Source organism: Streptomyces atratus, from assembly GCF_040655115.1.
GTDB classification, from domain to species: domain Bacteria; phylum Actinomycetota; class Actinomycetes; order Streptomycetales; family Streptomycetaceae; genus Streptomyces; species Streptomyces atratus_D.
In genome coordinates, this window is record NZ_JBFAJH010000055.1 from 13,502 (window position 1) to 28,828 (window position 15,327).

Annotated in this window: 10 protein-coding genes; 4 read left to right on the forward strand and 6 right to left on the reverse strand. The window is 71.2% G+C overall.

Features of this window, described 5'->3' with window-relative positions:
* Positions 1-67 precede the first annotated feature (67 nt).
* Positions 68-3,043, forward strand: coding sequence for a glycosyl hydrolase (locus AB0I23_RS34965; RefSeq protein ID WP_359115745.1), 2,976 nt, complete (start codon positions 68-70; stop codon positions 3,041-3,043).
* 276 nt (positions 3,044-3,319) lie between these two features.
* On the opposite strand, the gene AB0I23_RS34970 is transcribed toward AB0I23_RS34965, so the two are convergent.
* The 6 genes from AB0I23_RS34970 to AB0I23_RS34995 all read right to left on the reverse strand — a co-directional run bounded on the left by AB0I23_RS34970 (position 3,320) and on the right by AB0I23_RS34995 (position 9,653).
* Positions 3,320-4,456, reverse strand: coding sequence for a LacI family DNA-binding transcriptional regulator (locus AB0I23_RS34970; RefSeq protein WP_359115748.1), 1,137 nt, complete (start codon positions 4,454-4,456; stop codon positions 3,320-3,322).
* Positions 4,453-4,773 carry an L-rhamnose mutarotase gene (locus AB0I23_RS34975; protein ID WP_359115751.1) on the reverse strand — a complete coding sequence of 107 codons (321 nt, stop codon included), beginning with the start codon at positions 4,771-4,773 and terminating at the stop codon, positions 4,453-4,455. The genes AB0I23_RS34970 and AB0I23_RS34975 overlap by 4 nt, the downstream gene beginning before the upstream one ends.
* Before the next feature lie 79 nt (positions 4,774-4,852).
* Positions 4,853-5,938, reverse strand: a complete 1,086-nt coding sequence (rhaS, locus tag AB0I23_RS34980) for a rhamnose ABC transporter substrate-binding protein (RefSeq protein WP_359115753.1) — start codon at positions 5,936-5,938, stop codon at positions 4,853-4,855.
* Between the two features lie 106 nt (positions 5,939-6,044).
* The gene (locus tag AB0I23_RS34985) at positions 6,045-7,079 is read right to left on the reverse strand and encodes an ABC transporter permease (protein ID WP_359115756.1); all 1,035 of its coding nucleotides are present in this window, start codon (positions 7,077-7,079) and stop codon (positions 6,045-6,047) included.
* Positions 7,072-8,127, reverse strand: a complete 1,056-nt coding sequence (locus AB0I23_RS34990) for an ABC transporter permease (RefSeq protein ID WP_359115759.1) — start codon at positions 8,125-8,127, stop codon at positions 7,072-7,074. Before AB0I23_RS34990 ends, AB0I23_RS34985 begins: the two co-directional genes overlap by 8 nt.
* Entirely contained in the window at positions 8,124-9,653 is a 1,530-nt protein-coding gene (locus tag AB0I23_RS34995; protein ID WP_359115761.1) for a sugar ABC transporter ATP-binding protein, read from the reverse strand. The genes AB0I23_RS34990 and AB0I23_RS34995 overlap by 4 nt, the downstream gene beginning before the upstream one ends.
* 387 nt (positions 9,654-10,040) lie before the next feature.
* Here AB0I23_RS34995 and rhaI point away from each other — a divergent pair, with 387 nt between their 5' ends.
* The 3 genes from rhaI (at position 10,041) to AB0I23_RS35010 (ending at position 15,244) form a co-directional block, all read left to right on the forward strand.
* On the forward strand, positions 10,041-11,201 hold the full coding sequence (gene rhaI, locus AB0I23_RS35000) for an L-rhamnose isomerase (RefSeq protein WP_359115764.1): 1,161 nt from the start codon (positions 10,041-10,043) through the stop codon (positions 11,199-11,201).
* 205 nt (positions 11,202-11,406) lie between these two features.
* Positions 11,407-13,446: a bifunctional aldolase/short-chain dehydrogenase gene (locus tag AB0I23_RS35005; protein WP_359115767.1), complete on the forward strand. Its 2,040-nt coding sequence runs from the start codon at positions 11,407-11,409 to the stop codon at positions 13,444-13,446.
* Between the two features lie 292 nt (positions 13,447-13,738).
* Positions 13,739-15,244, forward strand: a complete 1,506-nt coding sequence (locus tag AB0I23_RS35010) for a rhamnulokinase (protein WP_359115770.1) — start codon at positions 13,739-13,741, stop codon at positions 15,242-15,244.
* Positions 15,245-15,327: the final 83 nt, after the last annotated feature.

A 15,327-nucleotide genomic window follows, 5' to 3' on the forward strand; every position in this document is an offset into this window, starting at 1 on the left:
CGTTTCAAATGAACCTGCGTTCCAGGTCCCGGTGCTTCGCGCCCCGGTGGGCCCGACAAGGAGCAACATGAGCCTGCGACGGCGAACCGTACTGACGATGGGGGCCCTGGCCGGTGCGGCCGCGACTTCCCTGCCCCTGACGGCAGTTCCCGCGGCGGCGGAGGAAGGCAAGGGCAGCACCGTGCCGCGCGGCTTCGGCGACCCGGAGTCCGGCGTGCGCCCCAAGTTCCGATGGTGGTGGCCCGACGCGCTGGTGAACACCCGTGAGATCGCGGACGAGATCGGGAGGATCGCCGCCGCCGGTTTCGGCGGCGTGGAAATCGCGGCCGTCACCCACAGCCTCAGCCAGCAGATCGACGCCCAGCGCTACGGCTGGGGCACCCCGGCGTGGACGGCGGCCGTCGAGGCCGCGCTGCGAGCCGCGAAGCGGCACGACGTGGTGGTGGACCTGACGGTCGGCCCGGCCTGGCCGGCAGCGGTTCCCTCGATCACCCCGGACAGCACCGCGGCGGCCAAGGAACTCGCGCACGGCCAGGCCGTGGTGGCGCCGGGCGAGACCTACTCGGGGCCGCTTCCGGCCGCGGTGTCCGAGGCCTCCGGGGATGTCACCGTCCAGCGGCCGCTGCTGGTGCAGGCCGTCCGGGTCGCCACGGGCAGCTCGGCCGGCGCCGTTCCCGTCGTCCTGGACCAGTCCAGCGTCACCGACCTCACCTCGGCGGTGCGCGGCTCCACCCTGACCTGGACCGCGCCCGACGACGGCAGCTGGCTGGTCGTCGCCTACTGGGAGCGCGGCTCCGGCCAGCGCCCGGAGGGCCCGGCGCACACCGCCCCGCTCTCCTACGTCGTCGACCACTTCAGCGACGCGGGCACCGGCGCCGTCACCGGCTTCTGGGAAAAGCACATCCTCACCCCGGCGATCCGGTCGCTGTTGCGCGACGTGGGCGGCGCGCTGTTCGAGGACTCCATCGAGCTGGAGACCGACGCCACCCTGTGGACCCCGAAGCTGCCCGCCGAGTTCGAGCGCCGCAAGGGGTACTCGCTGCTGCCGTACCTGGCGGCCGTGGTCGAGAAGAAGGAGAAGCCCGTCTTCAGCTTCGGCCCGGCCGTCGACAAGCCGGTGCGCAGCGACGTCATGGACGTCATCACCGAGCTGTACGTCGAGCACCACCTGCGTCCGCTGCAGAACTGGGCACACACTCTGGGCCTGAAGCTGCGCATCCAGCCGTACGGCCTGGAGACCGACGCGATCTACAAGGCGGCGATCCTGGACATCCCCGAGGGCGAGTCCCTCGGCTTCAAGAACCTGGACGACTTCCGGTGCCTGGCGGGCGGCCGGGACATGGGCGGCCGGCTCGTCCTGTCGAACGAGGCCGGCGGTGTGGCCAACGGCGCCTACTCGACCACCTGGTCCGCCACCTTGAAGAAGCTGGTCATCCAGTACGCGGCCGGCGTCAACCAGGCGGTGTTCCACGGCTTCGCCTACGCCGACGCGCCCGGCGCCGCCTGGCCGGGCTTCGCCGCCTTCTCGCCGTACAGAGGCGGTGCCGGGTACGGCGAGGCCTGGGGCCCGCGCCAGCCCACCTGGCAGCACGCCGACATCGTCGCCGACTGCCTGGCCAGGATCCAGCAGGTGCTGCAGACCGGGGTCAACCAGGTCGATGTGGGGGTGCTGCGGCAGAAGGGCTACGCGGGTTCCGGGCTCGGGGCGCCCTGGTTCACCGGTGACGGCGTGCCCGTCGGCTGGACGCACACCTTCCTCAGCCCGCGTCTGCTCGACCTGCCCAGTGCCGTGGTGCGCAACGGCCGGTTCGCCCCCGACGGCCCCTCCTGCAAGGCGCTGGTCGTCGACGGCGACGTCATGAGCGGCCGTGAACACACGCTCCAGCTCGATGTGGCCCGGCGGCTGGTCGCCTACGCGGACGCGGGTCTCGCGATCATCCTGATAGGCAACTGGTCGGACGCGCACGTGCCCGGGATGCCCGCCGCCGCGGACGACAACACCCGGCTGCGCGAACTCCTCGTGGGGCTGCAGAAGCGGCCCACCGTGCACACCGTCGCGGACCGTCCCAACGTGCCCGAGGCCATCGAGGCGCTGGGGCTGCGGCGCGACGTGGAGTACGCCGAGAGATCGATGCTGCTGCACGCGCACCGCCGGGACGACGACGCGGACTACTTCTTCTTCGCCAACGACGCGGTCAGCAAGAAGGGGTCGACAGGTTCCCGGATCCGTCACGATGTCACCCTGACCGGTCAGTCCCGCGGGGCAGTCCCCCACCTGCTGGACCCGTGGACCGGTTCGGTCACGCCGCTCGCCGCATACACCCGCACCGAGGACGGGCGGATCCGTCTCACCGTGGACCTGGCGCCCGGTGCCGTGAGCATCGTGCGGCTGTCCCGGCCCACCGGTGGCGTCTGTGCCCGGCACGTCACCGCCACCCTCGCCGACGAGGTGGTCACCGCCGACGGCCGGACGTTCGAGGTGCGGGCCGCCGCCGCGGGCGCCTACCGCACCACGTTCGACAACGGGCGCTCGGTGAACGCCGTCGTCCGGACGGTGCCCGCGCCGTTCGCCCTGGAGTCGTGGAAGCTGGACGTGGAGGACTGGCAGCCGGGCTCGAAGGCCACCGAGACCGTCCGTGTGCGGCACCGGCTGTCGCTGCCGGACCGGCTGCTGCCGTGGTCGCAGATCACCGGTCTGGAGGACGTGTCGGGCGTGGGTACCTACCGCGCCGCCTTCACCCTGGGCAAGGAGTGGACCGAGGGGACCGGGGCGCGGCTGGAGCTGGGCGAGGTCTGCGACACCTTCCGCATCCGCGTCAACGGCCGAGACCTTCCGCCGGCGGACCAGGTGACGCGGGCGGTGGACCTGGGCTCACGGCTGCGGCACGGCTCCAACACCGTCGAGGTGGAGGTGGCGACGACGCTGCTGAACCGGCTTCGGGTGGCCGACGCGCCGGTGTTCGGCGCCGCCACGCGTCAGGCGTACGGGCTGCTGGGCCCGGTGCGGGTGGTGCCGTACGGGACCGCGACCGTGCACGCGTGAGCACGGCACCGCCGTGAGCGCGCGGGCCGGGGCGGAGGACCAGGTGTCCCCGCCCCGGCCCGCCGTGTTGTACGGGGAGGGCGGAGAACGGGTGGTGGCCGGGGCGACCGGGCTGCGCGGGCACGGCAGAACGCGGAACACCGGGGTTCGCTCCCCCGCCTTCGGGAAGCGGCCCCCGGTGTCTCCCGGCCCGGCATTGCGGACCCCGGCGCTCCGGACCCTGGGCTCCGTGGGCCCCGGCGCTCCGGACCCTGATGCTCCGTGGCCCCGGCGTCCTCAGCCGCCGGCCGTGCTCGACTGCCGTACCACCAGCTCCGGCGGGAGCACCACGTGTTCGTGCCGGTGCTCGCCGGCATTCTCCCCCGTCTCCTGCAGCAGCAGGTCGGCGGCGATGGAGCCGATGGCGTAGGCGGGCTGACGCACCGAGGTGAGCGGCACGGTGGCCGCGGCCGCGAACTCGATGTCGTCGTAACCGACGATGGCGATGTCGTCGGGCACTCTCACCCCCGCGGTGTACAGCGTCTGGAGCACCCCCAGGGCCAGCAGGTCGTTGGCGCAGAACACTGCGGCGGGCCGCCGCGCCAGCCCCAGCAGGCGGGCCCCGGCGTCGCGGCCCGCGGCCACGTCGAGGCGGTCGGTGGGCAGTTCGTGCAGTGCCTCGTGGGGCAGCCCCGCCTCGTCGAGGGCCGCCAGGGCGCCCGCCCGCCGGTCCTGCACCTGTTTGAGGTGCTCGGGCCCGCTGACGAAGGCGATCCGGCGGTGACCTGCGGCCGTCAGGTGTCTGATGGCCAGAGCGCCGCCTGCCACGTTGTCGACGGCGACCGAGCAGCCCTCCTCGTTGCCGTCCACCCGGTCAACGACCACGAAGGGAATGCCGAACCGGCGGAACTCGCGCAGCGTACGGCCGCTGGAGTCGGCGGAGGTGACCAGTGCCCCGCGCACCCGTTGCTCGGCGAAGAGTGCGAGGTAGTCCGCCTCCTCCTGGACGCTCTGGCCACTGTTGCAGACCATGACGCCCAATCCCGCGTCGCGTGCGGTGCGTTCGGCCCCGCGCACGACGTCGACGAAGAACGGGTTGCCCATGTCCAGGACCAGCAGCGAGACGATACGGCTGCGGCCCGCCCGCAGTTGGCGGGCGGACTCGCTGCGGACGTAGCCGAGGCGGGCGATCACCTGCTGGACATGGCGGCGGGTCCGGTCGGAGACCCGTTCGGGGCGGTTGAGCACATTGGAGACGGTGCCGACGGAGACCTTCGCCTCCCGTGCCACGTCCTTGATGCCGACTGCGGACCGGTTGCCCGTCGTACGCCTCGCCAAGGCGCCTTCCCGGTCGGCTCCGCGGATGACGGGGCCGTCGGTCGGCGGGAGGGGCAAGGAGCCGTCCGTCCCGGAGAAGCCCAGCCCGGTTCTCATGGCAGGTGGAACACCTCCGTGAGGGGGAGCATGGCGGCGTCGGGTGCCCGGCCGTCCAGCTCCTCGAAGAACTCGGACATCGCGGCCTGCCACCGCGCGTTCACGTCGGTGGCGTCCATGGCGGCGCGGGCCGCGTCGAAGTCCTCGGTCTCCAGATAGCCGACCAGCAGACCGTCCTCGCGCAGGAAGAGCGAGTAGTTGTGCCAGCCGGCCGCGGAGAGCGCCTCGCGCATCTCGGCCCACACGTGCCGGTGGCGTTCGCGGTACTCCTCGGCCCGGTCGGGCCTGACCTTGAGCAGGAAGCAGACACGCTGCATGTCATGTCCTTGGTGGGTGCGTACGGGGGTGGGGCCGCCTCCCCGCGGTCGCGGCGGAGCGGCCCCACCCGTGCTGGGATCAGAACGTGTACTGGTCGATGTTCTTCGCGTCGAAGACGGTCGGCTTGCCGAGGGAGACCACACCGTCCTTGCCGATGGTGTATGTCCCCATGCCGCCGGCCTTGAAGGTCTGCCCCTCGGCGCCGGTGATCTGGCCCGACTGCAGGGCGACGGCGGTGCGGGCGGCGAGCTCACCGAGCTTGTTCGGGTCCCACAGCTCGAAGGCGTCGACGGTGCCGTTCTTGACGTAGGCACGCATGTCGTTGGGGGTGCCCAGGCCGGTCAGCTTGACCTTGCCCTTGTACTTGGAGCCGGACAGGTACTGGGCGGCGGCCTTGATGCCCACGGTGGTCGGGGAGATGATCCCCTTCAGGTCGGGGTACTCCTGAAGCAGGCCCTGGGTCTGCTGGAAGGACTTCTGGGCGTCGTCGTCGCCGTAGGCGACCTTGACCAGCTTGATGTCCTTGTACTCGGGCTTCTTCAGTTCCTCCTTCATGAAGTCGATCCAGGTGTTCTGGTTGGTGGCGGTCTGGGCGGCGGACAGGATCGCGATCTCGCCCCTGCCGCCGATCTGCTTCGCCATCTGCTGGACCTGGGTACGGCCGAGGTCCTCCGCGGAGGCCTGGGAGACGAAGACCTGGCGGCAGTCGGTCTTGGTGTCGGAGTCGTAGGTGACGACGCTGACGCCGTTCTTCATCGCCTGCTTCAGCGCGGTGCACAGGGCACCGGGGTCCTGGGCGGACACCGCGATGGCGTTCACCTGCTGCTGGGTGAGGGTGTTGACGTAGGAGACCTGGCCGGAGGTGTCGGTGCCGCTGCTGGTGCCGACCTCCTGGTAGGTCGAACCGAGCTCCTCGACGGCCTTCTTGCCGGCCGTGTCGGCGATGGTGAAGTACGGGTTGTTGACCTGCTTGGGCAGGAAGGCGATCTTCAGGCCCTTCTTGGTTTCCGCGTTGGCGTCGGCCTTTCCGGTCACGGCGGAACCGGACTTCTTGTCCGTGTCGTTCTTGGTGGTGCCGCCGCAGGCGGTGGCGCCCAGGGCGAGAACGGTGGCGGTGGCGACGGCGAGGGTGAGTCGACGGGTTCTGACGGCGGCGAGAGACATGAGGGTCCTATCGTTGCGAAGTACGGATTTGTACGGGGGTGTTGCCTGGTTCGGGGCGCGGCGGACGGTGCCGCTCCGCCTCCCCGCCGACAGTGTCGGCGTCCCTTCAGGAGGTGGCGGCCGGCGGTCCCAGGGGAACCGCGGTCGCCTTTCTGCGAGCCCTGCTCTGGGCGATCTGCCGGCCGACGCGCGGGGCGAGGACGGAGACGACCAGCAGGACACCGGTGACGACGATCTGGGACTGGGCGGAAACGTTGAGCAGGCTCATCACGTTCTGCAGGGTGCCGAGCAGGAACACACCGGCGATCGCGCCACCGAGGGTGCCCTTGCCGCCGTCGAAGTCGATGCCGCCGAGCAGGACCGCGGCGATGACGGAGAGTTCGAGGCCGGTGGCGTTGTCGTAGCGGGCACTGGCGTAGTGCAGGGCCCAGAAGACACCGGTGAGCGCGGAGAGCAGACCGGTGGTGACGAACATGGACAGCTTCAGGCGCTTGACGCGGATGCCGGCGAACCGGGCCGCCTCCTCGGAGGCGCCGATCGCGAACAGCGAACGCCCGACGGGGGTGGCGTGCAGGACGACCACCGCGATGGCCAGCAGCACCAGGAACGGCAGTGCGGCGTACGGGATGAAGGTGTCGCCGATCCGGCCCGCGCCGAAGTCCAGGTACTGGGAGGGGAAGTCGGTGACCGAGTCGGAGCCGAGGACGATCTGGGCGATGCCCCGGTAGGCGGCCATGGTGCCGATGGTGACGGCGAGGGAGGGCAGGCCGAGGCGGGTGACGAGCAGTCCGTTGATCAGACCGCAGACCACACCGAGCAGCAGGCACAGCGGGATGGTCGTCTCGATGCTCATGCCCTCGTTCCACAGGGCACCCATCACCGCTCCCGACAGGCCCGCTGTGGAACCCACCGAAAGGTCGACCTCGCCGGAGACCACCAGCAGCGTCATGGGCAGCGCGATCAGGGCGATCGGCAGGGTGTTGCCGATCAGGAACGAGACGTTGAGCGCGTTGCCGAAGTTGTCGACGAACGAGAAGGAGCACAGCAGCAGGACGACGAACAGGGCGCCCACCGCGGTGTCCCAGCGCACCGCGCCGCCGAGGCCGCGCCGGGCCGTGGCCTTCGTAGTGGTGTCAGTCATGGCGGGCACTCCTCATCTGTGCGGCCTTCTTGCGCAGCACTGCGGCGACCCGCAAGGCCAGGATCCGGTCGACGGCGATGGCGAGCAGCAGCAGGATGCCGTTGATCGCGGTGACCCAGACCGAGCTGACGCCGATCGCGGGGAGCACGCTGTTGATGGAGGTGAGCAGGACGGCCCCGAGCGCCGCTCCGTAGACGCTTCCGGAGCCGCCGGTGAAGGCGACGCCGCCGACCACGACGGCGCTGACGACGGTGAGTTCGTAGCCGTTGCCGGTGGCGGAGTCGACGTTGCCGAAGCGGGCGAGGTAGAGGGCGCCGGCGAGTCCGGCGAGGGCGCCGCACAGGACGTACGCGGTCATGATGCGGCCCCGGACCGGGACACCCGCGAGACTGGCCGCCTCGGGGCTGGAGCCCAAGGCGTACAGGTCGCGTCCGCTGCGGTAGCTGCGCAGGTAGTAGCCGACCGTGAGGAGTACGACGAGGGCGAGCAGGGCGAGGTAGGGGACCGCCCAGATGCCGTCGTGGCCGAAGCCGACGAAGCCTTCGGGCAACGCGTCCGCGGTGATCTGACGGGAGCCGACCCAGATGGAGTCGATGCCGCGGATGATGTAGAGGGTGCCGAGGGTGACCACGAGGGCGGGCACCTTGCCGAGGCTGACCAGGGCGCCGTTGAGAAGCCCGAAGAGCGCTCCGAGCGCGACTGCGAGCAGTACCGCGAGCAGCGGGCTGCCCCCGCCGTTCAGGTAGTTGCCGGCGGCGAAGGCGGAGATGCCGAGCACCGAGCCGACCGACAGGTCGACGTTCCGGGTGATCACCACGACGGCCTGGCCGGTGGCGACGAGGGCCAGGATGGTCGCGTTGAGCAGCAGGTCCTTGATGCCCTGCTCGGACAGGAACTCGCCGTTGTAGATCTGGGTGGCGCCGAGCATCACCACGAGCACGGCGAGGACTGCCAGTTCGCGCGCCTTGAACATCTTGTCGATGAGGGTGCGCGCGCCGGCGGCCCGGGATGCGGGTGCGCTCCGCACCGGTTCGGCGGTCGTGGTCATGCCGCGTCCCTTCCTCGGGCTGCGCGGCCGGTGGCCGCCGCCATCACGGTCTCCTCGGTCGCCTCCGCGCGCGGTATCTCCGCGGCCAGGCGGCCCTCGTGCATCACCAGGACCCGGTCGGCCATGCCGAGGATCTCCGGCAGGTCGGAGGAGATCATCAGCACCGCGACGCCCTCGGCGGCGAGCGAGGACAGCAGCCGGTGCACCTCGGCCTTGGTGCCGACGTCGATGCCGCGGGTCGGCTCGTCCACGATCAGCACCTGGGGCGCGGTCGCCAGCCACTTGGCCAGGACGACCTTCTGCTGGTTGCCGCCCGACAAGGTGCCGACGACGTCGGCCAGTCGGGCGTACTTCACCTGGAGCTTCACGGCCCAGTCGACGGCGCGGTCGCGCTCGGCCCGGCGGTTCATCAGGCCGGCGCGGGTGGTTTCGGCGAAGCCGGTGAGCCCGATGTTGCGTTCGATGGACATGTCCATCACCAGGCCCTGGGCGCGGCGGTCCTCCGGGACGAGGGCGAGGCCCGCAGCCATGGCCAGGCTCGGAGCACCCGGCTTGAGCTTCCGGCCGAGCACCTCGACCTCGCCGCCGTCCCAGCGGTCGACGCCGAACACGGCCCGCGCCACCTCACTGCGGCCCGCCCCCACCAGTCCGGCCAGGCCCACGATCTCGCCGCGCCGCACCTCGAAGGACACGTCGGTGAAGACGCCCTCACGGGTGAGCCGGCGCACCGTGAGCGCCGCCTCGCCGGTCTCGGTCTCCTGCTTGGGGTACAGCTCGTCGAGGTCGCGGCCGACCATGCGGCGCACCAGGTCGTCCTCGGTGAGTCCGGCCAGCGGCTCGCTGGCGATCCAGGCGCCGTCGCGCAGGGTGGTCACCCGCTGGCACAGCTCGAAGATCTCCTCCAGGCGGTGCGAGATGAACAGCACGGCGGCGCCCTGCTCGCGCAACGTCCTGACGACGCCGAAGAGGCGGGACACCTCGCTGCCGGTGAGGGCGGCGGTCGGCTCGTCCATGATCAGCACGCGGGCGTCGAAGGAGAGCGCCTTGGCGATCTCGACGAGCTGCTGGTCGGCGATGGACAGTCCGCGGGCGGGCTGTTCCGGGTCGAGGTCGACTCCGAGGCGGGCGAAGAGGTCGGCGGCGGCCTGCTTCACCGCGCGGTGGTCGACCCGGCCGAAGGAGCGGGTCGGCTGGCGGCCCACGAAGATGTTTTCGGCGACCGACAGGTCGGGGAAGAGCGTCGGCTCCTGGTAGATCACGGCGACGCCCGCGTCACGGGCGTCGGCCGGGCCGTGGAACTCCACCGGTGATCCGTCGAGCAGCACCGTACCGGTGTCGGGCCGGTGCACACCGGCCAGGGCCTTGATCAGGGTCGACTTGCCCGCACCGTTCTCGCCGGCGAGGGCGTGGGCCTCTCCGGCGTACAGCCGCAGGGAGACTCCGCGCAGGGCCCGGACGGCACCGAAGGACTTGCTCACCTCCTCCAGCGCGAGGACCGGAGTGGCATCCGGTTCGGGTTGCGTCATGTGTCTCTCCATGGGGGTCAGGGTCGGCCAGGGGATCTGTGCACGCCGAACCGTGCCGATGCGATCACCCGGCATGAAATGTTTCAGTGAGGTTGCCCGGAAGCTAGCCCTGCCCGCCCCTCAGGTCAAGAGGTCGACTTCGACGCAACGGGGCGAAACAGGAGAAAGGCAAGCAAGTCCACCAGTCAGTCCCCCATTACCTGTACGAAATAAAGCCTGCCTGCGGGCCGCGGAAGATCAATAACACGATTGCGCAACGCGGCCGCCTTCAGCGGAGACTCTTGACGCCCACGAAACTCGGGGCTAACTTTCCCGTGTAATGAATCGATTCACACATGTGTGTGTCTGCCGGCCCAGTTCCGGGCTGTCGCGCTTCCCGAGGTGAACATGACTGACATCGCTGCCGTGAAGGCCGCACTCGCCGGACAGCGGATCGAGACGCCGTCCTGGGGCTACGGCAACTCCGGTACCCGCTTCAAGGTGTTCGCCCAGGCAGGAGTGCCACGCACCCCGTGGGAGAAGCTGGACGACGCGGCGAAGGTCCACGAGTTCACCGGGGCCGCGCCGACCGTCGCGCTGCACATCCCCTGGGACAGGGTCGACGACTACGCGGCGCTCGCCTCGTACGCCAAGGAGCGCGGCCTGAAGCTGGGCACCATCAACTCCAACACCTTCCAGGACGACGACTACAAGCTGGGCAGTGTCTGCCATCCGGACGCCGCCGTCCGCCGCAAGGCCCTGGACCACCTCCTCGAATGCGTCGACATCATGGATGCGACCGGTTCGAAGGACCTCAAGCTGTGGTTCGCCGACGGCACCAACTATCCCGGCCAGGACGACGTCCGCGAGCGCCAGGACCGGCTCGCCGAGGGCCTGGCGAACGTGTACGAGCGGCTCGGCGACGACCAGCGGCTGCTGCTGGAGTACAAGTTCTTCGAGCCCGCCTTCTACACGACCGACGTGCCGGACTGGGGCACGGCGTACGCCCACTGCCTCAAGCTGGGCGACAGGGCTCAGGTCGTCGTCGACACCGGGCACCACGCCCCGGGCACCAACATCGAGTTCATCGTCGCCACCCTGCTGCGTGAGGGGAAGCTCGGCGCCTTCGACTTCAACTCCCGCTTCTACGCGGACGACGACCTGATGGCCGGCGCCGCCGACCCCTTCCAGCTGTTCCGGATCATGTACGAGGTGATCCGCGGCGGCGGCTTCACCCCGGACGTCGCGTTCATGCTCGACCAGTGCCACAACATCGAGGCCAAGATCCCGGCGATCATCCGTTCGGTGATGAACGTCCAGGAGGCTACGGCCAAGGCGCTGCTCGTCGACCGTGCGGCGCTGACGGCTGCCCAGCGCTCGGGCGACGTGCTCACCGCGAACGCCGTGCTGATGGACGCCTACAACACGGACGTACGTCCGCTGCTGGGCGAGGTGCGCGAAGAGCTGGGCCTGGACGCGGACCCGGTCGCCGCGTACCACCGTTCCGGCTGGGCGGCGAAGATCGCCGAGGAGCGGGCCGGCGGGCAGCAGGCCGGCTGGGGCGCGTGAGCGCCGCGGCGGATCCGGCCGGGCCGCCACGGGACCGCGAGCGTGCGCCGGTCCCGCCACATCGGCACGGATCCGCCGCACGGCCGCCCGCCAAGGCGGCACGGTTCCCCGCGCCCCGACGGAGCCGCACGGCCGGCGCCGCGGCTCCCCGCGCCCTTCGGGGCTTCCGAGCACAAGCAGACACTCTCTCTTAAGGACCAGGAACATGGCTCCCCATCCCGAAGCCGCGGCCCTGCTGGCCCGGTCCCGCCGGCTCGGCGCCGACCCCCGCAACACCAACTACGCGGGCGGCAACACCTCCGCGAAGGGCACCGAGACCGACCCGGTGACCGGCGGCGACGTCGAACTCATGTGGGTCAAGGGGTCGGGCGGCGACCTCGGCACCCTGACCGAGGCCGGTCTGGCCGTACTGCGCCTGGACCGGCTGCGCGCCCTCACCGACGTCTACCCCGGTGTGGAGCGCGAGGACGAGATGGTCGCCGCGTTCGACTACTGCGCGCACGGCAAGGGCGGCGCCGCCCCGTCCATCGACACCGCGATGCACGGCCTGGTGGACGCGCCCCACGTCGACCACCTGCACCCCGACTCCGGTATCGCACTGGCCTGCGCCGCCGACGGCGAGAAGCTGACCGCCGAGTGCTTCGGCGACAGCGTGGTGTGGGTGCCCTGGCGCCGCCCCGGTTTCCAGCTCGGCCTGGACATCGCGGCGGTCAAGGAGGCCAACCCGCAGGCGATCGGCTGCATCCTGGGCGGCCACGGCATCACCGCCTGGGGTGCCACGGCCGAGGAATGCGAGCACAACTCGCTGCACATCATCCGCACCGCCGAAACCTTCCTCGCCGAGCACGGCCGGGACGAACCGTTCGGGCCGGTCGTCAAGGGATACGAGGCCCTGTCCGAGACGGACCGCCGGGAAAGGGCCGCGGCCCTGGCACCGTGCATCCGGGCTCTCGCATCGCAGGACCGCCCGCAGGTCGGCCACTTCACCGACTCCGACGTCGTCCTCGACTTCCTCGCCCGCGCCGAGCACCCCCGGCTCGCGGCGCTGGGCACCTCCTGCCCGGACCACTTCCTGCGTACGAAGGTCCGCCCGCTCGTCCTCGACCTGCCACCGGCCACGCCCCTGGACGAGGCGGCCGCCCGGCTGAAGGAACTGCACACCGCCTACCGCGAGGAGTACGCCGCCTACTACCAGCGCCACGCGGAGCCCGACTCCCCCGCGATGCGCGGCGCCGACCCGGCGATCGTGCTCGTCCCCGGCGTCGGCATGTTCTCCTTCGGCAAGGACAAGCAGACCGCGCGCGTGGCCGGCGAGTTCTACGTCAACGCGATCAACGTGATGCGCGGAGCCGAAGCCGTCTCCACGTACGCGCCGATCGAGGAATCGGAGAAGTTCCGCATCGAGTACTGGGCCCTGGAGGAGGCCAAACTCCAGCGGATGCCGAAGCCCAAGGCGCTCGCCACACGCGTCGCGCTGGTGACGGGCGCGGGCAGCGGCATCGGCAGGGCGATCGCCCGCCGACTGGCCGCCGAGGGCGCCTGCGTCGTGATCGCGGACCTCGACGCGACGAACGCGCAGGCGGTCGCGGACGAGCTGGGCGGCCCCGACAGGGCCGTCGCGGTCACCGTGGACGTCACCTCCGAGGAACAGATCACCGACGCGTTCAAGGCAGCGGTACTGGCCTTCGGCGGCGTCGACCTGGTCGTCAACAACGCGGGCATCTCCATCTCCAAGCCCCTGCTGGAGACCACCGCGAAGGACTGGGACCTCCAGCACGACATCATGGCCCGCGGTTCCTTCCTCGTCTCCCGCGAGGCGGCCCGCGTGATGATCCAGCAGGAACTGGGTGGCGACATCGTCTACATCGCCTCCAAGAACGCGGTCTTCGCCGGCCCCGACAACATCGCCTACTCCGCCACCAAGGCCGACCAGGCCCACCAGGTACGGCTCCTGGCGGCCGAGTTGGGCGAGCACGGCATCCGCGTCAACGGCGTCAACCCGGACGGCGTGGTCCGCGGCTCCGGAATCTTCGCCGGCGGCTGGGGCGCGCAGCGCGCCGCGACCTACGGCATCGAGGAGGAGAAGCTCGGCGAGTTCTACGCCCAGCGCACCCTGCTCAAGCGCGAGGTACTCCCCGAGCACGTCGCGAACGCGGTGTTCGCGCTGACCGGCGGGGACCTCACACACACCACCGGCCTCCACGTCCCGGTCGACGCCGGCGTCGCCGCCGCCTTCCTGCGATAACGCAACGCTGTCACCGGGCCGGGCACACCGCGCCCGGCCCGGTGACAGCCCGCCGACCCCGCCGGCGCCGGCCCCGCACCGTCGGCCCCGGCTTCCCCCGCACGGGGTACGTCCGACGGTTCACCACCGCACAGGCCGTCCGGACGTCCCCGTGCGTCCACGCCCACGGGCCCGAGGACAGCAGGGGCCCGGCGCGCCCGGTTCCCCGCCGGGGCGGCAAGGCCACGTCACGCCGCTCCGACCCCGCCCTCCCCCATCGACACCACCGCACGCCCCGCGGAGGAGCCACCTCATGACCACCACCCCATCCCCCTCCGCGTCCCCCGCCCTGTTCGCCGCGGCCGACCTGGGTGCCACCAGTGGACGAGTCGTCCTCGGCGAGGTCGCGTCGGACCGCCTCGTCCTCACCGAGCTGCACCGGTTCGCCAACACACCGGTGCGGCTGTCCGACGGGCTGCACTGGGACGTACTCGCCCTCTTCCAGGGGGTCCTCGACGGGCTGCGCCAGGCCGCCCGCAGTACCGACGGCCGGATCGCCTCCGTCGGGGTGGACAGCTGGGCGGTGGACTACGGGCTGCTGGACCGTGACGGCGCGCTGCTCGGGCACCCCTTCCACTACCGCGACAGCCGCACCGACGGTGCCGCCGACACCGTGTTCTCCCGGATCGACGCCCAGGAGCTGTACCGGATCACGGGCCTTCAGTACCTGCCCTTCAACACCGTCTTCCAGCTCGCCGCCGCAGCCGGCACCGCCCAGATGGACGCCGCCCGCACCCTGCTGCTCGTCCCCGACCTGTTCATCCACTGGCTGACGGGAACCACAGGCGCCGAGGAGACCAACGCCTCCACCACCGCACTCTTCGACGCACGCACCGGCGCCTGGCGCCCCGACCTCCTCGAGCAGCTCTCCCTCTCCCCCGGCCTGCTGCCGCCGCTGCGCGCACCCGGTGACCCCGCGGGCACCTTGCTGCCGCACGTCGCCGCGTACACCGGGCTCGGCACCAGCACCCCGGTGACCACGGTCGCCTCCCACGACACCGCCTCGGCCGTCGTCGCGGTACCGGCCACCGACCCCCGTTTCGCGTACATCTCGTGCGGCACCTGGTCCCTGGCGGGACTGGAGCTGAACGCCCCCATCCTGAGCGAGGAGTCCCGGAAGGCCTGCTTCACCAATGAGCGCGGCGTCGACGGCACCATCCGCTACCTGCGCAACATCATGGGCATGTGGCTCCTGGAGGAATGCCGCCGCACCTGGGCGGCGCAGGGTTTGCCGACCGGACTGCCCGAGCTGCTCGCCGAGGCCGGCCGGGCCCGGCCGTTCGTCTCGGTGATCGACCCGGACGCGCCGGACTTCCTCGCCCCCGGTGACATGCCGGAGCAGATCCGCGCCTACTGCCGCCGCACCGTGCAGCCCGTCCCCGACAGCCGGGGCGCCCTGGTCCGCTGCATCCTGGAGAGCCTGGCGCTGGCCCACCGCCGGGTCCTGCGGCAGGCCATGCGGCTCGCCGACCACGACGTCAGCCAGGTCCATCTGGTGGGCGGCGGCTCTCGCAACGAACTGCTGTGCCGGCTGACCGCCGACGCCTGCGGACTGCCGGTGGTGGCGGGCCCCGCCGAGGCCACCGCGCTCGGCAACGTCCTCGTCCAGGCCAGGGCCGCCGGTCTGGTCGGCGACCTCTCCTCGATGCGCCGACTGGTCGCGCACACCCAGCAGTTGCGCCACTACCCGCCCGGCGGCGACCCCGCCGCCTGGGACGCGGCCGAGGCCCGTCTCGCGCCGGCCGGAGAGGGCCTGTGATGCGCGTCGCCTCTTGCCCACCCGAGTGAACGACGCCGTCCACCGGCCACGGGCTTCGCCACCGCGAAGCTCCTCGAACGTCT

Bases quoted from the DNA above. Each gene is read 5' to 3' on its own strand.
- AB0I23_RS34965 (WP_359115745.1), top strand. From the start codon at position 68: ATGAGCCTGCGACGGCGAACCGTACTGACGATGGGGGCCCTGGCCGGT.
- AB0I23_RS34970 (WP_359115748.1), bottom strand. From the start codon at position 4,456: ATGAGAACCGGGCTGGGCTTCTCCGGGACGGACGGCTCCTTGCCCCTC.
- AB0I23_RS34975 (WP_359115751.1), bottom strand. From the start codon at position 4,773: ATGCAGCGTGTCTGCTTCCTGCTCAAGGTCAGGCCCGACCGGGCCGAG.
- rhaS (WP_359115753.1), bottom strand. From the start codon at position 5,938: ATGTCTCTCGCCGCCGTCAGAACCCGTCGACTCACCCTCGCCGTCGCC.
- AB0I23_RS34985 (WP_359115756.1), bottom strand. From the start codon at position 7,079: ATGACTGACACCACTACGAAGGCCACGGCCCGGCGCGGCCTCGGCGGC.
- AB0I23_RS34990 (WP_359115759.1), bottom strand. From the start codon at position 8,127: ATGACCACGACCGCCGAACCGGTGCGGAGCGCACCCGCATCCCGGGCC.
- AB0I23_RS34995 (WP_359115761.1), bottom strand. From the start codon at position 9,653: ATGACGCAACCCGAACCGGATGCCACTCCGGTCCTCGCGCTGGAGGAG.
- rhaI (WP_359115764.1), top strand. From the start codon at position 10,041: ATGACTGACATCGCTGCCGTGAAGGCCGCACTCGCCGGACAGCGGATC.
- AB0I23_RS35005 (WP_359115767.1), top strand. From the start codon at position 11,407: ATGGCTCCCCATCCCGAAGCCGCGGCCCTGCTGGCCCGGTCCCGCCGG.
- AB0I23_RS35010 (WP_359115770.1), top strand. From the start codon at position 13,739: ATGACCACCACCCCATCCCCCTCCGCGTCCCCCGCCCTGTTCGCCGCG.